This is a genomic window from Erythrobacter aurantius (assembly GCF_023823125.1).
Taxonomy (GTDB): domain Bacteria; phylum Pseudomonadota; class Alphaproteobacteria; order Sphingomonadales; family Sphingomonadaceae; genus Erythrobacter; species Erythrobacter aurantius.
Window position 1 is genome coordinate 2,354,837 of the sequence record NZ_CP090949.1, and the last position, 20,422, is coordinate 2,375,258.

The 20,422-nt window shown below is 63.5% G+C and carries 20 protein-coding genes; 10 read left to right on the plus strand and 10 right to left on the minus strand.

The window, feature by feature from the left end; translation table 11 throughout:
- Window positions 1-8 precede the first annotated feature (8 nt).
- The gene (gene sdhC / locus L1K66_RS11255; protein ID WP_034954840.1) at window positions 9-389 is read right to left on the minus strand and encodes a succinate dehydrogenase, cytochrome b556 subunit; all 381 of its coding nucleotides are present in this window, start codon (window positions 387-389) and stop codon (window positions 9-11) included.
- Between the two features lie 108 nt (window positions 390-497).
- Here sdhC and L1K66_RS11260 point away from each other — a divergent pair, with 108 nt between their 5' ends.
- Genes L1K66_RS11260 through L1K66_RS11275 form a run of 4 tightly spaced genes read left to right on the plus strand, consistent with a single transcriptional unit; the run spans window position 498 to window position 3,705 of the window.
- Window positions 498-1,208, plus strand: a complete 711-nt coding sequence (locus L1K66_RS11260; RefSeq protein WP_252257969.1) for an SDR family NAD(P)-dependent oxidoreductase — start codon at window positions 498-500, stop codon at window positions 1,206-1,208.
- 43 nt (window positions 1,209-1,251) lie between these two features.
- Window positions 1,252-2,112, plus strand: coding sequence for a subclass B3 metallo-beta-lactamase (bla, locus tag L1K66_RS11265; protein ID WP_252257970.1), 861 nt, complete (start codon window positions 1,252-1,254; stop codon window positions 2,110-2,112).
- Window positions 2,109-3,026, plus strand: coding sequence for a 50S ribosomal protein L11 methyltransferase (locus L1K66_RS11270; RefSeq protein WP_252257971.1), 918 nt, complete (start codon window positions 2,109-2,111; stop codon window positions 3,024-3,026). The genes bla and L1K66_RS11270 overlap by 4 nt, the downstream gene beginning before the upstream one ends.
- A complete protein-coding gene (locus L1K66_RS11275; protein ID WP_252257972.1) occupies window positions 3,016-3,705 on the plus strand; it encodes a DUF2459 domain-containing protein in 690 nt (229 codons plus the stop codon). The genes L1K66_RS11270 and L1K66_RS11275 overlap by 11 nt, the downstream gene beginning before the upstream one ends.
- On the opposite strand, the gene L1K66_RS11280 is transcribed toward L1K66_RS11275, so the two are convergent.
- From L1K66_RS11280 to ligA, 4 genes are read right to left on the minus strand one after another with little or no spacing between them, the layout of a single operon-like run.
- Entirely contained in the window at window positions 3,691-4,200 is a 510-nt protein-coding gene (locus tag L1K66_RS11280) for a CinA family protein (protein WP_252257973.1), read from the minus strand. The two genes, L1K66_RS11275 and L1K66_RS11280, sit on opposite strands and share 15 nt — an antisense overlap.
- Window positions 4,201-5,397 (minus strand): fumarylacetoacetate hydrolase family protein, encoded by a 1,197-nt coding sequence (locus L1K66_RS11285; RefSeq protein WP_252257974.1) that lies wholly within the window; start codon window positions 5,395-5,397, stop codon window positions 4,201-4,203.
- Window positions 5,394-6,188: a c-type cytochrome gene (locus L1K66_RS11290; RefSeq protein ID WP_252260494.1), complete on the minus strand. Its 795-nt coding sequence runs from the start codon at window positions 6,186-6,188 to the stop codon at window positions 5,394-5,396. Before L1K66_RS11290 ends, L1K66_RS11285 begins: the two co-directional genes overlap by 4 nt.
- A 33-nt stretch (window positions 6,189-6,221) precedes the next feature.
- On the minus strand, window positions 6,222-8,285 hold the full coding sequence (gene ligA / locus L1K66_RS11295) for an NAD-dependent DNA ligase LigA (RefSeq protein ID WP_252257975.1): 2,064 nt from the start codon (window positions 8,283-8,285) through the stop codon (window positions 6,222-6,224).
- Window positions 8,286-8,686: 401 nt separating this feature from the next.
- Between ligA and L1K66_RS11300 the strand changes: the two genes are divergently transcribed.
- Window positions 8,687-9,046: a hypothetical protein gene (locus L1K66_RS11300; protein WP_252257976.1), complete on the plus strand. Its 360-nt coding sequence runs from the start codon at window positions 8,687-8,689 to the stop codon at window positions 9,044-9,046.
- 96 nt (window positions 9,047-9,142) lie between these two features.
- Here L1K66_RS11300 and L1K66_RS11305 read toward each other — a convergent pair whose 3' ends face one another.
- Together L1K66_RS11305 and recN are read right to left on the minus strand one after the other, a co-directional pair.
- Window positions 9,143-9,703 (minus strand): hypothetical protein, encoded by a 561-nt coding sequence (locus tag L1K66_RS11305; protein ID WP_252257977.1) that lies wholly within the window; start codon window positions 9,701-9,703, stop codon window positions 9,143-9,145.
- Entirely contained in the window at window positions 9,700-11,367 is a 1,668-nt protein-coding gene (gene recN, locus L1K66_RS11310) for a DNA repair protein RecN (protein WP_252257978.1), read from the minus strand. Before recN ends, L1K66_RS11305 begins: the two co-directional genes overlap by 4 nt.
- Window positions 11,368-11,535: 168 nt before the next feature.
- Between recN and L1K66_RS11315 the strand changes: the two genes are divergently transcribed.
- Entirely contained in the window at window positions 11,536-12,003 is a 468-nt protein-coding gene (locus tag L1K66_RS11315; protein WP_252257979.1) for a DUF1499 domain-containing protein, read from the plus strand.
- 30 nt (window positions 12,004-12,033) lie between these two features.
- Here L1K66_RS11315 and L1K66_RS11320 read toward each other — a convergent pair whose 3' ends face one another.
- Entirely contained in the window at window positions 12,034-12,828 is a 795-nt protein-coding gene (locus L1K66_RS11320; protein WP_034954269.1) for an outer membrane protein assembly factor BamD, read from the minus strand.
- Window positions 12,829-12,904: 76 nt separating this feature from the next.
- A complete protein-coding gene (locus tag L1K66_RS11325; protein WP_252257980.1) occupies window positions 12,905-14,845 on the minus strand; it encodes a lipoxygenase family protein in 1,941 nt (646 codons plus the stop codon).
- A gap of 337 nt (window positions 14,846-15,182) precedes the next feature.
- Between L1K66_RS11325 and L1K66_RS11330 the strand changes: the two genes are divergently transcribed.
- Window positions 15,183-16,160, plus strand: a complete 978-nt coding sequence (locus L1K66_RS11330; protein WP_252260495.1) for a GGDEF domain-containing protein — start codon at window positions 15,183-15,185, stop codon at window positions 16,158-16,160.
- Window positions 16,161-16,173: 13 nt separating this feature from the next.
- Here the strand turns inward: L1K66_RS11330 and L1K66_RS11335 are convergent, their stop codons facing one another.
- Entirely contained in the window at window positions 16,174-16,440 is a 267-nt protein-coding gene (locus tag L1K66_RS11335; RefSeq protein ID WP_034954271.1) for a metal-sensitive transcriptional regulator, read from the minus strand.
- A gap of 75 nt (window positions 16,441-16,515) precedes the next feature.
- On the opposite strand from L1K66_RS11335, the gene L1K66_RS11340 reads away from it, so the two are divergent.
- The 3 genes from L1K66_RS11340 to L1K66_RS11350 all read left to right on the plus strand — a co-directional run bounded on the left by L1K66_RS11340 (window position 16,516) and on the right by L1K66_RS11350 (window position 20,279).
- A complete protein-coding gene (locus L1K66_RS11340) occupies window positions 16,516-18,222 on the plus strand; it encodes a copper resistance system multicopper oxidase (RefSeq protein WP_252257981.1) in 1,707 nt (568 codons plus the stop codon).
- Window positions 18,222-19,289: a copper resistance protein B gene (locus tag L1K66_RS11345; RefSeq protein ID WP_407931992.1), complete on the plus strand. Its 1,068-nt coding sequence runs from the start codon at window positions 18,222-18,224 to the stop codon at window positions 19,287-19,289. Before L1K66_RS11340 ends, L1K66_RS11345 begins: the two co-directional genes overlap by 1 nt.
- 153 nt (window positions 19,290-19,442) lie before the next feature.
- Entirely contained in the window at window positions 19,443-20,279 is an 837-nt protein-coding gene (locus tag L1K66_RS11350) for a hypothetical protein (protein ID WP_252257982.1), read from the plus strand.
- Window positions 20,280-20,422 lie beyond the last annotated feature (143 nt).

Below are 20,422 nucleotides of genomic sequence, written 5' to 3' on the forward strand. Positions count from 1 at the left end.
CTCTCCCTTCAGCGCAGCAGGATGAACGCCCAGAAGGCGGCCGTGAGCAGGATCGCGATCACCGGAGAGGCGATCGACCAGAAACGGTTGGTGTCGAGTTCATACCCTGCCCCGATGTCGAGCACGAAATGCCGCAGACCGCTCATCATGTGCGTGAAGAACGCCCAGGTCAGGCCGATCAGCACGACGTAGCCCAGCGGGTGCTTTGCGTACCACAGGAAGTTCTCATAGGCTTCCGGCCCGCTAGCGAGCGCGCCCAGCCACCAGACCAGCACGGCAAGCCCGACCAGCGCCATACCGTCTCCGGTCGCGCGGTGCAGGATCGAAACCAGCATGTGCGGCCCCCACCGCCATATCTGGAGGTGCGGAGAAAGCGGTCTTTGAGTCATGATGATCCCATTTATCTTGATTGCCCCGGCGCACACTTAGCGATTGCGACGCATGAGGCAAGCGCGACGCGCTCGACATGGCTTGCAAATATCACGATACAGGCTTGCATGAGTTACATTCTTGTCACCGGTTCGAGCCGGGGAATTGGCGCTGCGGCGCATGATGCGTTGGCACAGCGCGGGGTAAAGGTCATCGGTCACGCCACACGCGGCGGCGACGAGGGACGAATCGCGGCGGATTTCCGCGATCCGCTGGCCGCGCAAATTCTGTGGGAAGAGGCGATGGCGCGCAGCGGCGGCGATATCGTCGCGGTGGTCAACAACGCCGGCCTGTTCGAAGCCAACCGGCTGGATCGTTCGGACATCGAATGGCTCGATGCGTGGGAGGATACCTTGCGCATCAACTTGACCGCCGCGGCCCAACTCAGCCGGTTCGCGGTGCGCCACTGGCAGGAACGCGGCACCGGCGGGCGCCTTGTCCATGTCGCCAGCCGCGCCGCCTATCGCGGGGACAGTCCGGCACACTGGCACTATGCTGCGGCGAAGGGCGGCATGGTGGCGATGCACAAGAGCATTGCCCGCGCCTATGCCAAGGAAGGCATTCTCAGCTTTGCCGTCACCCCCGGCTTCACCGACACCGCGATGGCCGGCGATTATCTGGAATCGCGCGGCGGTGCTGGGCTGCTGGCGGACATTCCGCTGGGCCGTGTGGCAACGCCCGATGAAATCGCGAGCATCATCATCTTCTGCGCGCTCGATGCCCCACCCAGCATGACCGGGGCAGTGATCGACGCCAATGGAGCGAGTTTTGTTCGTTAGACCAATCGCCGCCGCCATTTTGCTGGCGGGATGCAGCACCGGCATGTCCTCTTCCGATTTTGCGGAGCGGGTCGGGGATGCGCAGCATTCGAGCGATATTGCGCGCTTCGCCTCCGAGTGCGAGCCGTGGGACGACTGGAACAAGCCCGCCAAGCCGTTCCAGATCCACGCCAGCACATATTACGTCGGCACCTGCGGGATCGCGGCAATCCTGATCACCTCGGACGAAGGCCATGTCCTGATCGACACCGGGACCGCGGAAGGGGCCGATGTCGCGCTGGCCAATATCCGCGCGCTTGGTTTTGCCCCGGCAGACATCCGCGTCCTGCTCGCCAGCCATGAACATTTCGACCATGTCGGCGGCATGGCCAAGATGCAGGCGGCAACCGGGGGCGAAGTCATCTTCTCCGAAATCGGCATCCATGTGCTGGCGAACGGCACCGACCATCCCGAAGACCCGCAATTCGGAATGCATCCACCAATGCAGCGCATCACCCACGGCATGCCCTATTACTATGCCAATGCGCCCGAATTGCTCGCCCGCTTCGGCATCACTCCGCATCTCACGCCCGGACATACACCCGGCGCGATGAGCTGGAGCTGGCAATCCTGCGATAGCGCGGGGATTTGCAAGACCATCGTCTATGCCGACAGCATGAGCCCGGTCAGCAGCGACGACTACAGATTCTCCGATCACCCGGAATATGTCGCGGAATACCGCGCAGGCATCGAACGCCTGCGCCCGCTCGATTGCGACATCCTGCTCACCCCGCACCCATCGCACAGCAAGATGATCGAACGCGCCGCCACCGGCACATTCGAAGGCGGGATGAGCTGCGCGGACTATGCCGATGCGAAGACCGAGGCGCTGAATGAACGATTGGCGAAGGAAGCGGCACAATGACCAGCTGGAAACTCTCCGCCTTCGCGCCCAAGCGCGTGGTGCAGGCGGCCCTGCTCGCGCATGACGAACTTGACGAATGGGATTTCGACCTCGTCATCGCGGGCCGCGAAGTTGCCGAGGACAAGCCCGACGACTGGGTGCTCGAAGGCTGGTATCCGGCAAAACCCGGCAAGGCGCAAAAGCAAGCGCTGGCCGGACTTTTCGCGGGCAAGGCGCCCAAGATCACGGTCGAGAAACTGCCGGACGAGGATTGGGTCACACTGTCGCAGCAGAACGCGCCGCCGATCCGCGCCGGACGGTTTCATGTCCACACGCCCGATTATCCTGCCGACCCCGATCTGATCGACTTCGTGATCCCCGCCAGCCAGGCATTTGGCACGGGGCAGCACCGTACCACGGCCGGGTGCCTCGAAATGCTGGGCCATATGAAAGCGCGCGGCGTGGTGGCGCGTGATGTCGCGGACATCGGCACGGGAACGGGCCTGCTCGGCTTTGCCGCGCTCGCGCTGTGGCCGCGGGCCAGCATCACGCTGACCGATATCGACGCTGTCTGCGCGCCGGTTGTGGAGGATAATGCCGCGCTCAACGGTATCGCCATGGGCCCGCACGCGGGCGAAGCGGTGATGGTGGTGGCCGACGGGATGGACCATCCGCTGATCCGCCTGCGCGGTCCCTATGATCTGCTGATCGCCAATATCCTCGCCGGGCCGCTTGTCAGCCTCGCCCCTGATTTCGGCAAAGCGGTGTCGCCGGGCGGCTCGCTGCTGCTCGCGGGGCTGCTGGCGGGCGAACAGGAGGCCAAGGTGCGCCGGGCGATGAAGCGCGCCGGGTTCCGCATGGTCGCCCGGATTCAGCGTGGCGATTGGGCGATCCTGTGGCTGCGGCGGCGTTTCCGGTTCGGACGTGCTCGGTAAAGCGCTGAATACCCTGCGCTGGCTGGGGATCGGCTTTCTCGCGGCGACTCTGGTCTTTGCTCTCGCGGGATGGATCGGATCGTCGATCCCGCGCAATTCCGGCTGGCAGGAGCCATTGCCCATGCAATCCCGCCATGTCGAAGTGCTGATCGGCTCCAACGGCATTCACACCGAAATCGCCATGCCGCTGGTGACGCCCGAAATGGACTGGCGCGCCACCTTCCCCGCCAGCGACATCATCGCCGCAGACCGCCCTTACACCCATGTCGCGGTAAGCTGGGGGGAGCGTGACTTCTTCCTCGAAACACCGACCTGGGCCGATGTGAACCCGCTGACCGTGGTCAGCGCGATGCTGGGCGGCGATGCAGTGCTGCATGTCGCGCATTACGTGCGCCCTGCCCCTTCATCGGATTACCGCCCGCTGCGCCTGCGCCCGGAGGAATATCGCGCGCTTGTTGCCGCCATAATCGATCACCTGCCGCCCAATGGAGAGCGGGTGCTGTATCCCGGATACGCCGCGCATGACGTGTTCTACAGCGCGCGCGGCACCTATCACATCGGCAACACCTGCAACCAGTGGACCAGCGACCAGCTCGCCCGTGCCGGAGCGATCACGGGTTGGTGGACACCGTTTCCCGGCGGGGTGATGAAATGGGTGCCCGAGTTACCGGGATTCTGACAGCGTATCTTCCAGCAGCGCGAGCGCGTTGCGGGTGAAGGCCAGCATGTTGTCGATCCGGTCATCGCTGCCGGTCTCGATCATCCGGGTCAGTTCCGCGCCTTGCCCCGCCAATGCCGCCACGCTGCGACCCGCTGGCGCGCCAGAGGGATGCGACGATCCGCCGACCGAACCGCTTTCGGCCAATCCCCATTCGGCATGGAAATTGTCGCGGATCGCGCGCGCCTGAAGCAGGGCATAATCCTCGCTCGCGCCGCGCATCCCCTTGTAGGCTTCGCGCGGCAGGTCGAACAGCACATCGCGCGCGCGAAAGGAATAGACCACCCCGCCTCCGACGAAGAAATCGAGCGCGCCCGGCACTGTCAGTAGGCTCGCCGCGATAAGCCCGCCGGTCGCGCCATCGGCGACCGCGAGCTTTTCCCCGCGCCCGCGCAGCAAGGCGCCGATCCGTACGGCTTGGGGGTGGAGTTCGCGCAGCAGGTTTGCTTCAGCCATTCACCCGGTCACTTCGACAATGATGTCGCCAAGATGGTTCGATCCGTGCACCACAGTGTCGCCGGGTTTGAGGAAATGCCCGCTTTCCAGTTCATTGGCGATGAATTCGCGCTTCACCGTGTTGACCAGCCCGGCGCGCGCCAGGGGGCCACCGCGCAGGATATAGGCGACCACCCCATCGATCATGTCGGCGCGCGATGGCGGGGTGAAGATCACCCCTTCGGATGTGCCGGACATAAGCGTCATATCCGTCGTGATCCGGCCTTCGGGTGCGAGCGGTTGGAACCCGCCCGCGTAGAAGAAGCGCGGCTCCGCCATGTCGCCCAGAGCCTTCTCGGCAAGGGCGCGGAAATCGAGCGTCATCTCGCCCCCGCGCGCACCCTGACGCGGATCGCCGTTGACGCTGGTCGTCATGCGGAGATTGGCGACGAAGCTTTTCCAGTCACGCGGCACCACGATGAACGGGCCGGACGGGTAATGGCCGGTGCCGCTCTTTGCATCGGAAAAGCCGAAACCGGAATCGAGATTGTCCGTATCGGCCAATTGCACCAGCACGTTGCGATTGGTGAAATCGCCGCACAGGAACACGCCCTTCACCGCCGCGTCGAAATCGTCGAGGCTGGCGATGTCACGATCAAACCGCATGCACAGTTCGACTTCGTAATCGAGCAATATGCCCTCGCGCGCCCTGATCGTGGTGCGCGCAGGCGTGGCCGTGCCGAACTTGGGAAACTGGAACACCGATCCGCTGTTCGCTTCTTCGGCGTGTTCGGGGAAATTGGTGCCCGTGCCGATATGCGCCGCACCGCCGGGAGCGGAGGGGAGCAATGCGTCATAGGGCAGGTTCATCGTGGGCAGAGCGGCCAGAGCCTCGGGCGTGATCGCATCGGCAGGGAGGCTCGCCAGATCGCGCAAGGGATAGCTTGTCCGGTCCGCTCCGAGATCAGCCAGATCGACCCCGGTTACGCTTTCCCCGTCAAAGCCCGTCACCAACAAGGTTGCCGCTTCTCCGAATTCAAGTTCGTACTGTGCCAGCGTCAGCGCCTCGTCCATAGGGGCGAGCCGGGGGTCAAGCGGCGCGTCTTCGAAGCTGGCGGGATTACCCGTGGGATCGGGCGAAGTGGCCCATGCGGCGAATACCGCAACGGCGAGCAACGACAGGAACAACCCAGTTATCTTCGCGATCCGCCTGATCATGGGTCGCTCCGTGCCAGTTCAGCAAGATAGTTGTACACCGCATCCTCCTCTGCATTGGTAAAGCGCGCATAACGCCGCCGCGCAACCGCGCTCATCAACACCAGTTCGCGCCCGCCCGCAGCCTCGCCGGTTGCCATGAAGTGGGCGAAGGCCTCGCGGTCATAGGAGCCGACCATACGCAGGTCGGGGCGTGCCGGGGCACCCGCCATCGGAGCCTCTTCCCCGCGCAGATCCATTCCGTGGCACTCAACACAGGTCGCGCGGATGACAAAACGTCCAAAGGCAAAGTCATCGCCCAGATCAGGCGGGCCGTCATCGCTCTTATCGAGCACATCTTGCGCCGAATCGACCCATTCGCCGCTGTCGATCTCCTTTTGCAGCTGCGGACCCATGATCGGATCGGGATGCACCTCGCCGACCGGTTCAAGCGACTTAAGATAGGCGATCAGCGCGTCAACGTCTTCGGGATGAAGTCCGCTGAAGAGGAAGGCGGGCATATCCCACAAGGCGCGATCAGTGCGCTTGCCCATGGTGATCATGGTTGCCAGCTCCTCGTGAGAATATTTCGCCGCGCTCTTGGTGAGATTGGCGGTCCACAGCACGCCCATTTCCGGCTCGGTCCAATCCTCGCCGGTAAGTTCGGGCGTGTGGCACCCAACGCAGCCGAGCACGTGCGACAGCCGCTCGCCATGCTCTACCGGGTCGGCGGAGACCTGTTCAAAGCGAGGAATCGGCGGCTGTTCAGGACTGTCGGGCGCGCCTTCGCCGCAGGCCACGAGAGCCAGAACCACGCTCAGCAACACAAGTCCGCGTATAGCTCCCTCCTATCCGGCGGCTGCGACAATCTCCGCCCAGCCGGCCTCGTCAATCACCTCGATACCCAATTCCTGCGCCTTTTTCAGCTTTGATCCCGCGCCGGGTCCTGCGACCAGGAGATCGGTCTTGGCCGAAACCGATCCGGCGGCCTTCGCGCCGAGCCGTTCGGCCTGTGCCTTGGCTTCGTCGCGGCTCATGGTTTCGAGCTTGCCGGTGAACACTACCGTCTTGCCCGCGACGGGGCTGTCGAGCGTTTCGACCACATAGGGCGGCGGGGTCACTTCGGACAGCATGTCTTCCCAAACCGCGACATTGTGCGGTTCGTGGAAGAAATCGCCCAGCGCCTCGACCACCGAAGGGCCGATGCCGTCGATCGAGGTCAGTTCGGCAACCGCTTCGCTGTCACCCGCGCGCGCCCGCTCGGCAAGCTGCCGCAGCGCGGGAAGTTCGTGGATGTGCTTCATCAAATCGCGCGAAGTCGTCTCGCCGACGTGGCGGATGCCCAGCCCGAACAATAGCCGCGCCGCATCGGGTTCACGCCGCGCTTCTACCGAGGCGAGCAGATTGTCGACCGACTTTTCCTGCCACCCGTCGAGCGCAAGAATATCGCCGCGCCGCTGCTTCAAGCGGAAGATGTCCGCCGGGCTTTCGAGCCATCCCAGCGCAAAGAATTGCGCGATGGTCTTCGATCCGAAGCCATCGATGTCCAGCGCCTGGCGGCTGACGAAATGTTCAAGCCTTTGCGTGCGTTGCGCCGGACAGATGAGACCGCCTGTGCAGCGCACATCGACTTCGCCTTCTTCCGCCACGGCTTCGCTACCGCATTCGGGGCAGTGATCGGGGAAGGCGAAACCGGGCCGATCTTCCTCGCGCGTCAGATTTTCCACCACCTGCGGGATCACGTCGCCCGCGCGCTGGATCACCACACGGTCGCCCGGTCGCACGCCCAGCCGTTCGATCTCGTCGCGGTTGTGCAGTGTCACATTGGTGACCGTCACCCCGCCAACCAGCACCGGGGCAAGCCTGCCTACCGGGGTCAGCTTGCCCGTGCGCCCGACCTGGATGTCGATGGCTTCAAGTGTTGTCTGAGCCTGCTCTGCCGGGAATTTGTGCGCCAGCGCCCAGCGCGGAGCCTTGGACACGAAACCGAGCCGCTGCTGGTAATCGAGCCGGTCAACCTTGTAGACCACGCCGTCGATCTCATAGGGCAGATCGGGCCGCTGTCGCCCGATTTCCTGATAATGCGCGATCATTTCATCGACGCTGCCCGTCACCGTCAGGAACGGTGACAGCGGGAAGCCCCAGCCCTCGATCATGCGCATCATTTCGTGCTGCGTGGCGCAGGGAACATCGCTCGCCGCGCCCCAGCCATAGGCCCAGAATTTGAGCGGGCGCTTTGCCGTTACGCTCGCATCCTTCTGCCGGAACGAACCGGCGGCGGCGTTGCGCGGATTGGCGAACAGCTTGCCGCCCGCATCCTCCTGCGCGGCGTTCAACGCGGCGAAATCGGCCTTCGACATGTAAACCTCGCCGCGCACCTCGAAGACTTCCGGCACACCGGCGGGCAGGCTTTGCGGAATATCGGCGATGTGGCGGGCGTTGGCGGTCACATCTTCGCCCACCTGCCCATCCCCGCGGGTCGCCGCACGCACCAGTTCGCCGTTCTCATACCGCAGCGAACAGGACAGCCCGTCTATCTTGTCCTCTGCCGTGATCGCCACCGGATCGCCGTCTGGCAGGTTGAGATAGCGCCGGATGCGCTGCACCCATTCCTCCACCTCCTCGCGGTTGAAGGCGTTGTCGAGGCTCATCATGCGAACCTCGTGGGTGACCTTGCTCAACGGTGAGGCAGCGACTTCATGCCCGACCTTGCGCGACGGGGAATCCTCGCGGACGAGATGCGGAAACGCCTCCTCCAATTCGCGATTGCGCCGCACCAGCGCGTCATATTCCGGATCGCTGATCTCGGGCGCGTCCTCGGCATGATACAGCCTGTCATGATGCGCAATCTGTTTCGCAAGCCGCATCAGTTCATTGGCGGCTTCGGCTTCGGTGATTTCGGCGCTTGGCATGGGCGGCATGAATTCCACTTTCTTTGCCCCCGCTATGCCCGAAGGTCTCGAAGCGGAAAAGTGCCATGCGACACCCCCAATCCAGCTTTCCCCAAGCCACCATGACAAGCCAATTTCAAAATTCGGGGCGTCTTATTCAAATAGAAGATATCAAATTCAAGTATTTGCAAAGCCTTCCTTGTTGGCACCCCAAATATGTGGTTCTATTGAATTACGGGTAGCATCATGACTTACGAGTCGATGCAAATATTATAATATTTGCATATTGGGGGAGATGCATAATCATGAAAATCAAGACAATTTTGGCTGCAAGCGCCATTTCCTGTTTATTTGCAGGCAGTGCGCTTGCTCAAAGCTTCACTTACGATGTTGTGTGGCAACCTGTTGAATCAATTGGTGGAATGACAGGGCCGGACGGCTCACGCGGCGGCGGGGGCGGAGTCGTCGATGGCGCCTACACCACCACTTACGCAGATGGCTCGGTGGAAAAGGGGACGGTGCGCTGTGTCGGCATGCAACAACCCGACAGCGGCCTTTTCGCCATCCACATGAGCTGCACCGCCAAGGATAGCAGCGGCACCGCGTCGCTCCTATATGGCTGCAACTATCTGGGCCAGCCCGGTCCGGAAACTCCGCTAGGCTGCGTCGGCGGCCTTCAGGGCAAGACGGGAGACACCGCAGGGCGTCGCGGATCGCTGACAATGGAATGGTATTCCGCCACGCAATCGCGCGGCACAGGCCAGTGGTACGGCGGGGAATAACCGCCGGCCATCCGTCCCGGCTGCTGGTCTGACGACCGGCGGCCGGGATTGATCAAGAGACGGACGACTTCGGGGACGTAGGGCATTTAGAACCCATCACGCCTCCTCGAGCCACCCCGCAGCCATTAGCGCGGAAACCGCATTCGGCCCGCACCGAACCGCGCCAGGGCCGGATCCATGCACTCGCCAGCCCTTCCGAACATGGCGGCCGATTGCATTGTAAAAACCCGTCAGCAGCTTGGCCTTGCCCTCAAACCCGTGAGGATAGCCTGCGGGCGGGCCTCCGGAAAACGGCGGCGGGCCGTAGAATGTGACCGATGAAAACCCGGCCCAGAAACGCGCGTGCAGAACACCTTCCGCCACGGTTTCAAAAGGCTCGTACAGGATCTTCGGCCCGGCAAATTGCGACCTTTGCCCCAAGGGCCCGTAATCCGCGATGCTGCGCCATCTCGCCTCGGCAAGCTGTTCGCGGGGGAAAGCTTCCTCGGCGATTACGAACAGCCGCGTGTCGGGCACGGCGTCAAAGGTTGCCGCTTCCTCGACAAGGGTCCTGCCCTCACGCTCGTAATCGCGGGCGAGATAGCCCCCGCGCGACCGGATGAATTGCAGCAGCTCCGCCTCGTCCTGTTTTGCAAGGTAGAGGTTGATCTGCGTCACACCCCCTCCAGCAGCCGATCTGCCTGCGCCCGTGCCTCCGGCGTCACCTCCGCACCGGACAGCATCCGGGCGATCTCTTCCTGCCGCCCTTCGGCATCCAGCAGCATGACGCTGGTTTTCGTTACCGTGCCTGAGGACGATTTGGCGATCATGTAATGCATGCCGCCGCGGGCCGCGACTTGCGGACTGTGAGTGACAGCCAGCAATTGCCCTTCGTCAGCGGCCAGCCGCGCCAGCCGTTCGCCGATAGCGCTGGCCACCGCCCCGCCCACGCCGCGGTCGATTTCGTCAAAGATGATCGTCGCCGCCCCGCCCTTTTCCGCGAGCGCGACCTTCAGCGCGAGGATGAAGCGCGAAAGCTCGCCGCCCGATGCGATCTTGCCCAGCGGGGCAAAGTCCGCGCCGGGATTGGTCGCGATCAGGAATTCGGCGCTGTCCATGCCGTGCGCGCCCCATCGTTCCTCCGGCAGCTTGCCGATGGCCGTGAGGAAACGCGCCGCGTCCAGTTTCAGCGGGGCGAGTTCCGCCGCGACCGCCTTGTCCAGCTTCTTCGCGGCGGCGATGCGCTGCTCCTGCGCCTTTTCGGCGGCTTCGACATAGGCAGCGCGGGTTTCCTTCACCGCCGCTTCGAGCGCGTCCAACTGCGCTTCCCCGCCTTCGATCGCGTCGAGCTTGCCGCGCATTTCGCGCATAAGATCGGGCAGGTGATCGACTTCGCAGCGGTGCTTGCGGGCGAGCGCGCGCAGTTCGAACAGGCGCGTTTCAGCGGCATCGAGCGCGGCGGGATCATGGACAAGCGCCTCCGCCGCTTTCTCAAGCTTTTCCTCCGCCTCGCCCGCTTCGATCACGGCGCGATCCAGCGCGGCGAGCGCTTCGGCCAGCAGCGGGTGCTGATCGGCGATGCGATCAAGCTTGCGCGCCGCCACCCTGAGCGCGGCGAGCGGCGAATCCGATCCTTCCCAGACGTGGCGCAGTTCTTCGAGATCACCGGCCAGCTTTTCGCCCTTTTGCATGTCGGCGCGGGTCGCGGCGAGGCGTGCTTCCTCGCCCGCTTGCGGTTCGAGCGCAGTCAGTTCGGCGAGATGCGCGATCAGCAAATCCTGATCGGCCTTGGCCTGTTCGACTTCGCTGCGCGCTTCGGAAAGCTGCGCCTCGGCCTTGGCCCATGCCGCCCAGCGCCGTTCAAGCGCGGGCAGGTCAATCCCGGCATAGCGATCCAGCAGCGCGCGGTGGCCGCGCGGGTTCACCAGACCACGATCATCGTGCTGGCCGTGCAGTTCGACCAGCGCAGGGGCCAGTTCGCGCAGCAGGGCGACGCTGGCGGGGGAATCGTTGATGAACGCCTTTGACCCGCCATCGGCTTTCACCTGCCGCCGCATGATCAGCGGCTCGCCCGGCTCGATCTCGATATCGGCATCGTCCAGCGCCTCGGCAATCGGTTTGGGCAATTGGGCGAATTCGAAACTGGCGGTGACGCTCGCCTTGTCTTCCCCGGCGCGCACCAGCGAAGTTTCGGCGCGATCACCCAGGACTAGGCCGAGCGCGTCGAGCAGGATCGACTTGCCCGCCCCCGTTTCACCGGTGAGCACGCCAAGCCCGCGCCCGAAATCAAGGTCGAGCGCTTCGATAAGTACGATGTTGCGGATCGAAAGCCGGGTCAGCATGCCAGCTTTTGTCTAGCCGCAAGCTTTGGCCACGTCACGCGTCCACACGCAAATTATCCGCGCCATTTGAGAGTTGCGGCGACATCGCGTATTGTCAGGCCAAAGGATACAAGGTCGCCATGCAGGCCGCAGCCTGCCCTTTACCTTTGATCGAGAGGCGCAACGGCCATGGCAGCTTTTAAGACGATCCTGTTCAGCGCAATCGGCCTGACTGTGGCGGTGACAGGCGGAATGTTCGTGCTGGGACAAGCCTCGCAGCGCGGCGCAGCTGCCGGAATTGTGGGCGGAACCCTGGCGCCTTGTCCGACGAACACCTCCAACTGCGTGTCGAGCGAGGCGGGGACGCCGGATGGCAAGCGGGTCGAGCCGTTTCCGCTGGAGAGCTGGGAAACGCTGCCTGCCATGATTGAGGACATGGGCGGGGAGATCATTTCGACCTCGGACGGCTACATCGCCGCGAGCTTTACCTCTGGCACTTTCGGGTTCGTCGACGATCTCGAACTGCGCAAGGGCGACGATACGGTGCACGTCCGCTCCGCCTCGCGGGTCGGGTATTCGGATATGGGGGTCAACGCTGCGCGGGTAGGCCAGCTAAGGGATGCGGTGTTCGCGGCCGCCCGTGAACCGGTCACGTGAGCTGAGTGATCAGCTGAATGATCTCTGGCTTCAGCTGGGTGTGACGCCGGCGGCGTTGTCCTGCACCAGTTCGAACGCCTTTTCATACCATTCGGTGCCGGGGTAGTTCGCGCCGAGAACGGCGGCGTATTTCACCGCTTCCTCGCGCAGACCCAGCGCTAGGCTGCTTTCGGTCAGGCGATACAGCGCTTCGGGTGCGTGGCTGGTGGTTTCGTACTGTTCCACCACGTTGCGGAACCGCAGCGCGCCTGCGAGCCATTGGCCCGAACGCTGGTAATGCCGACCGATCTCCATTTCCTTGCCCGCAAGGTGATCGGCCACGAGGTCCAGCTTCAGCCGGGCATCGGCGGCGTATTCGGTCTGCGGGAAGCGGCGGTTCACCTCGCGCAGCGCGGTTTGCGCCTGCTTGGTGATCGACTGGTCGCGGTTCACGTCGCTGATCTGCTCGTAATACGACAGCGCGATCAGGTAATAGGCGTAAGGCGCATCCTTGTTGCCCGGGTGGATCGAGAGGAAACGCTGCGCGTTCTGGATCGCCTTGTTGTAATCGCGCGCGGTGTAATAGCTGAAGGCGCTCATCAACTGCGCGCGGCGGGCCCAGGGCGAATAGGGGTGCTGGCGCTCCACCTCGTCGAACAATGCGGCAGCCAGCACGACATTGCCCCGGTCAAGCCGGCGCTGCGCCTCGGAATAGAGCGATTCGACGTCGCGCGCGACATAGGCGACGTCTTCATTGGCGGCCCCGCCGCCGCATGCGGCAAGGGTGGATACAGCCGCGCCCAGCAGGGCGGCACGGGTCAGGCGAATGCGCAAGTTCGTGATCATGGAGCGCGGTATAGCCACGGCTCTGCTGAACGCCAAGTGAAGTTGCGCGGGTTTTCCCGTCCGCCCTGCAGGCGCGTCAGATATTGGTGCTGCTCGGGATCAGGCTGGGCAACAGGAAGGTGTAGGGATGCAGCCGGTTGGCGTTGCGCTCGACAATGGTCTGCTCAACCCCGGCGAGCGCCGCGTTGAACCGCGCCAGCGGCCCGTCTTCACCGATGATCGCCGGGTCCTGGAACCATTGCGGATAAGGATATTGCGGCGAGACATAGGTGCCCAGCGGGCGATAATAGATCGAGCCGAGGAGATAGAGCACCTTCAGCTGCTCCAGCGCCATTTCCTGCGGCGGCATCATCGCCAGCCATTGCGCCTTGGTCGCCCCGCCCTGCACATCCGGAGCCTGCTGCCACAAGGCACCGGTAACCGCGGGCGCGAATTCCATGATCGCCTTTTGCGGGAAATTGACCGCGGCGTGCTGCGCGCTGCCGGTGAAGATGATCATCGTCAGCACCTGCACCAGATCGGCAATTGTGGCGGGGGTGACAAAGCCTTCGATGCTGCCCGCCCCGGCTATCGCGCTGCCCCATGCGGCTAGTTCGGTATCGCCCGCGACATCGCTGTCAGCCGCATAATAGACCGAAACATAAGACCGCACCCAGCCCTCTATCGCTCCCCACACCAGCAGCGCATCGTCGCGATAGGGGTAATCCGCCAGCTTCGAATCCGGGCCGAACCCGCGCGCGGCGAGATTGCCGGGCAAGGCCCCTTCGGCAAAATTGAAGCTCAGCCGCGCCTTGGCCGCCGTCGCCTGGCTCGATTCGATTGTGCCGGCAAAGATGTGGTCGATCGGCCCGCCCTTGGTGATCAGCGACACCGCCGCCGCCCAGTTGATGAACAGCGTCCCTTCGAAATGGCGCACCAGCAGCGCCCACAGCGGGTGCTGTTCCGGCAGGTGGCGATGGGTAGCAACCGCCACCGCTTCGATCACCAGATGGGTGCGCGCCAGATGCGCGAACAGCTCGTGATAATTGCCGTCGGCGGCCTGCACACAGAACTTCGCCATTTCCCAGCCCCATTGCCGATCCGGATCGGTCGAAGGCGTGATCACCTCGCAAGCGGGATTGGACGGATCGCAATTGATCGCGATCGGCATCAGCGAACCCGATTGCGGCGGCACCGCGAACAGCGCGACCGGACAGGTCAGATATTTCGCCTGACCGTTCCAGATCCCCGGTTCTATGGTTGCCAGATCCTTGTAATCGCACTGGAAGATGCGCCCATCCGCCAGCGCCGCCTGCAGCGTGTCATTCGGCACGATGGCGGCATATTCTTCGGCAGTGATCGGGCAGGAGGCAGGCACGCTGCCTTCCACCAGTTCGATTAGCACCGCATTCGGCCCGGCCACCCGGAGCCGCGCGAATTCGCGATCGTCCTGAAAGGTGTAGGCGATGGCGGGAATGTCGATGGTCTTGAAGATTTCGCAGTAATCATCGATCGAGCGCGGATCGGACGCACCGCTCGCCGCTTTCAAAGCGGCCCGATGCTCGATCGTGGAAATCAGTTTCGCCGCGTAATCCTTGAGCGCGGCGACACCAGCCTTTGCCGCTTCCTCTTCGAGAAATTCCCCGACAACGGTGCCGATGTTCTTCTTCGTCACCTTGGTTCCGGCGATCTTCTGTTCGAGCGAAGTCACCAGCTTTTCGACCGCGCCGACAAAGGCCTTGTCCGCGTCAAGCACCAGCGGATCGAGCGAGGCCAGCCCCTTGGCCGCCAACGCCTCTTCGGCGGCAGTGTCGTTGCGATGGATCTGCAGCAATACACCCACCAGCATCAGCCACCATTCGAGCGACGGCTGTTCGCTTTCAGGCAGGTTCTTGACCGCAGGAACACCCGGCAGCGATGGGACCGCATCGGTCCATTCATACTGCTGCTGCATCGTTTCCAGATACGCCTTGCGCGCCGCCGCCCCGGCAGGATCATTTTGCGGAATTGTTGGGTTTACCGGTGCCTGCTGCGCCATGTTATTCTCCGACCTCGTGATTACACGCAGGACAACTTGCAGTTTATGGTAAACAATCCTTTAAGTTGCTGATTTTACTTTTATTGGACAAGTCCAGACGAGTTTCGTGAATTCTAACCATTTGTTAGGTGACCCGCGCTAATCCCCCTTTCATGAGTGGTTTCAAGAAGTTCGTCGCACGCCATGCGGTCCCGGATGTGGCTCCGGATATTCGCGATGAATTCGTGATCCACGCCGCGGGCGAAGTACAAAAGAACGCCCGCTGGCTGTTCTTCCTGCTGTTCCTGACGACCCCGCTGGCGATGTTTGCGGGCAACCCGGATGTGTGCGCGTGGGCATGCCGATCGCGATGGGCGCTTACTGCCTGCTCGGCTTCGTCATGCTCAGCCGCCGGATCGATTTTTCCGCGCGCCCGAAAGTCGCCGCGCATTATGTCGTCGACAGCGCAATCTCCAGCTGCTTCGGCGCGGTGATCTGTTCATCGTGGTGCGTGCTCAGCTGGCTCTACGCACCGGCGGATGACCGGCTGCAATTCCCGATCATTCTGGTGATGGGCGCGCTGGCGACGGCCTATTGCCTTGCCAATGTCCGCATCGGAGCAATTGCCAATCTGGTGATCGACCTGCTGCCGATTTCGCTCTTGCTCGTTACCAGCGGGCGGACGCTGGATTTCGCCGCAGGGTGCAGCCTGTTGTTTGCGGGATTGTTCCAGTGGCGCATGATCAACGCGCACCAGCGCCACGTGCTCGATCTGCTGCAACTCAAGAAGCAGAACCGCACTCTGGCTCTCACCGATCCGCTCACCGGCCTGCTCAATCGCCGCGCGCTTCAGGATTTCGCCGATGCGCTGGGCGATGATCGCGAACCGGCCCGGCTGCTGTTGATCGACATTGATCGGTTCAAGGCGATCAACGATGCCCACGGGCACGACATGGGCGATGAAGTGCTGGTCAGGGTGGCGCAGATCATCGACGGGTTCAGCGGCAACAATGTCAGCGCCGCGCGGCTGGGTGGCGAAGAATTCGCCCTGCTGGGCAGCAATGCCGATCTGCCCCCGGCAACGGCCTTGCAGCTTCTCGCCGCAGTTCGCGAAGCGGACATGCCGCATGGGCAGCAGGTGACGATCAGCGTCGGCATTGCCGAAGGCATGCTTAACCACGAAGACGGCTGGCAACGGCTTTACACCGATGCCGACAGGGCACTGTACGAAGCGAAGAACACCGGCCGCAACCGTTTCTGCCATATCAAGGAAATCGACGAAGGCCAGCCGCGCCGCCGCGCCGCAGACCTTCCCGTGCCGTCAGCCGCAGCCTGAACAGGCTCGCGCGCTATTTGCGTGTGCGTTCCAGCAGATCGACCAGTTCTTCAAACTTTTCGCGCTGTTCCTTTTCATCGCCGCTGGCGATGGCTTCGGCCACGCAGCAGGCGGCGTGGTCTTTCAGCACCTGGCTTTCTACCTTGGCCAGCGCAGCCTTGATCGCCTGGATCTGGTGCAGCACATCCATGCAATAACGATCATCCTCGATCATCTGGGCAACTCCGCGCACTTGCCCTGAAATCCGGTTGAGCCGCTTTACCTTGTCTGCCGCCTTCATTGCCTACTGCCCTGTTTACATACCTGCTGGGGGTATAGTAACGCTGCCCGTCCCCCGAACGAATCAGATCTACCCATGCCCCTTGTCCCATCCCGCCGCGGTTTCATAACCAGCACGGCCGCGCTCGCAGCCGCTGCCACCCTGCCCATGCCTGCATGGGCGCGCGGAGGCTCGATCGGCCATGCCCGCAACGGATTTGGCGAACTTTCGGGCGAGGACATCAACCTGTCAATCGGTAATGCGCATTTTGCAACCGGCGGTCAAACCGGCCACGCCTTTGCCGTCAACGGCACGGTGCCCGGTCCGCTGCTGCGATTGAAGGAGGGGCAGAACGTCCGGCTGCACGTCACCAACAATTTGGACGAAGACAGCTCGATCCACTGGCACGGGCTGCTTTTGCCGTTCCAGTTCGACGGTGTGCCCGGTGTCAGCTTCCCCGGAATCAAGCCGGGCGAAACCTTCACCTATGAATTCCCGATCCGCCAGAACGGCACCTATTGGTGGCATTCGCATTCGGGACTTCAGGAACAGGCCGGGCACTACGGGCCGATCATCATCGAAAGCGCCGATCCAGATCCGCGATATGATCGCGACTATGTCGTGCTGCTGAGCGAGTTCACGCCGATCCACCCGCATGAAATCATGCGCAAGCTGAAGGTCGGCGAACATTACTTCCAGCGCCAGATGCAGACCATGCGCGAAGGCGAGATGCCCGGAAGCGAGCGGCGCATGTGGGGCCAGATGCGGATGAACCCGCGCGACATCGCCGATGTGACCGGCGCGACCTACACCTATCTGATCAACGGGCACGGCCCTGCCGACAATCTGCAACTGGAATTCCGCCCCGGCGAGCGGGTGAGACTGCGGGTGATCAATGGATCAGCCATGACCTTCTTCAACGTCCGCATCCCCGGTGTGCCGATGACGGTGATCCAGGCCGACGGGCAGGATGTGGCCGAAGTCGAGGTGGACGAATTCCAGATCGGGGTTGCCGAGACCTATGACGTGATCGTCGCGCCTTCGGACGGCAGCCACGCGATCGTGGCGGAGGCGATGGACCGCAGCGGCATGGTCGTTGCCAGCCTGACAAGCCACAAGGGGCACATTGCGACGCCGCCTCCCCTGCGCAAGATTCCGACGCTGACGATGACGGACATGGGCATGATGGATCATGCCGCGATGGGGCATGGCTCGCACGACATGGGCGGCATGCAGCACAACATGCGCGACACTTCGCTGTTGCCCGATGACGTGGAGGTTGGCCCCGGCATCGACATGGTTGCGCCCAGCCCGATGGACCGGATGGATTTTCCCGGGCTCGGCCTCGACGATGTGCCGCACCGGGTGCTGCGCTACACCGATCTCAAGGCGAAGCGGATGAACCCGCACCGCATGGTGGAGCGCGAGATGGAAATCCATCTCACCGGCAACATGGAACGATACATGTGGAGCTTTGACGGGCGGAAGTTCACTTCAGTTACCGATGATCCGATCCGCTTCGGCTATGACGAGCGGGTGCGGGTGAAGCTCGTCAACCAGACAATGATGGCGCATCCGATCCATTTGCACGGCCATTTCTTCGAACTGGTCAACGGCGCGGACCATATGCACCAGCCCCTGAAGCACACCGTGGTGGTGCAGCCGGGCGGAACCGCGACTTTCGATCTGACCGCGGACGAGCCGGGGGACTGGGCGTTCCACTGCCACATGCTCTACCACATGCACGCCGGGATGATGCAGGTGGTGACGGTGCGGCCGTTCCCCGAAGGAGAGGGTGCGTGATCCGCCTGCTCCCGGTTCTCGCTGCAGCTCTCGTGGCGGTCCCTGTTGCCGCACAGGACGTCGCAGAAGACGAATTGACGAACTGCGTTGGCCCTAAGGAACGACAGGTCTGCAAGGACGCAGACGGGAATGAGGTCATCGTGGCACAGGAGACGCGCGCTTACGTCGAACCTCCAAGGAGCCGCCCCATCCCGACCGAGCCGATGGCCCCGATGGATCACTGCGCAATGGGCCACCTTCCGCCGGAGCAATGCCCGCCCAGGGATGAGCACGCAGGCCACGCCATGCCGCAGGACAAGTCCGCTCCCGGCGCCGTGCCCGAAACCGCTATCCCGCAGCGCGCTTTCGATGGGCCGCGCCATGCCGCCGACGCGATCTGGGGAGCGGAAGCCATGGCCCCCGCCCGCACTGCCCTTGCCGAGAGTCACGGTGCCATGCGCTCAGGCATGGTGATGCTCGAACGGCTCGAAGCGCGCATCCCCACCGAAGGCGGCTCCGAAGGCTATCTGTGGGACGCGCAAGCCTTCTACGGCGGCGACATCAACCGGCTGGTGATCAAGACCGAGGGTGAAGGCGAATTCGGCGGCGGGATCGAGGATGCCGAGATCCAGGCGCTCTACAGCCGCGCCATCGGCCCCTTCTTCGACCTGCAGGCCGGCGTCCGCATCGACCCTGAGCCCGACACCCGCAGCCATGCCGTCATCGGCGTCCAGGGCCTTGCGCCCTACATGTTCGAGCTCGACGCCGCGCTGTTCCTGTCCGACCGCGGCGACATCACCGCCCGGATCGAGGCCGAGTACGACCAGCGCATCACCCAGCGCCTGATCCTGCAACCCCGCATCGAAGCCGAACTCTCCGCCCAGTCCATCCCCGAACGCGGAATTGGCGCGGGGTTCACCAAGGTCGAACCCGGCCTGCGCCTGCGGTATGAGATCGAGCGCGAATTCGCCCCTTACATCGGTATCGAATACGAAGCGAAGACGGGCGAGACAGCCGACATCGCCCGCGCCGCCGGCGAAGACCCGGACGGGATCAAGCTGCTGATCGGCCTGCGCGCCTGGTTCTGAGCCGCAACCGCCCGCAAGGCGGGGCCAATTTTCCTACTCCGGGCTTTTGTGGTTTAGGCTCATCGGTCGCTTGCGACCGCAAGGGCGACCGCCCGCCCGCAGCGCCGCAGGCGCGAGGAAATCGCGCGCCGGATGGCGTGCGGAAAGGAAAAAATGACCCGCCGCACCGACCCTCGCACCACCCGCCTCCCCGTCCCCGCGCGGGAGCTTCCCGCCTTCACCCCCGTCCCGCGCCGCTGCGTGCGGCATGACGGCTGGACGCCCGAACGCCAGCAGGCCTTTATCGAGGCGCTGGCCGACACCGGCAGCGTCGCCGCCGCCTGCCGCACCGTCAACATGAGCGCCGAGGGCGCCTATTACCTGCGCCGCCAGCCCGGTGCCGAAAGCTTCCGCACCGCATGGCAAAGCGCGCTCGACCTGGGCGTGCAGCGGCTGGAGGATGTCGCGATGGAGCGCGCGCTCAACGGCATCGACGTGCCTGTCTATTCCTATGGCGCGCTGATCGGCACGCGCAAAAGCTATAACGACCGGCTGCTGATGTTCCTCCTGCGCAACCGCGCGCCCGAACGCTTTGGCAAACACGGCAGCGATCTCAAGGGCCTCAACGCCGTGGGCAAGATGGAGAAAGCGCGGCTCAAGAAGAAATGGCGGAAAGAATGGGAGGCCGAGCAGCGCCAGACCTCCCCCGCCGAAGTCCGCAGCCGCATAGATGCCAAGCTGGAGGGCGTGCGCCGCGCGGTGGAGGCCCGGCGCGCGCGTGAATGGCAGCAGATGTCAGAGGAAACCCGCGCGGCATGGGACCGCTTCAAACAGCTGCGCGACGCCGACTTCGAGCGGCTGAAGGCCAATGCCGAGTTCCGCCGGTTCCACGATCAAGGCCCCGAAGACGAAGAAGACATCCGCGCCCGCTACCCCCGCGCCAAACGCCCCGAGCCCGAGCCGGAGGTGTTCCCGAAGTGGCATGGGTTGCGGGATAGCACTTGGGATTGAAGTTGCGCCCTACCCCCTCCCGCCTGCGGGAGGGGAGCGAGGCTTGCCAGCATGCTGCCTAGCCGCAGCGGGGTGGGCGTGGAAAACTGGCGCCGTTTCGGTGCATTCTTGAAGCGTCACCCTTGCGAATGTTCCGCTAATGT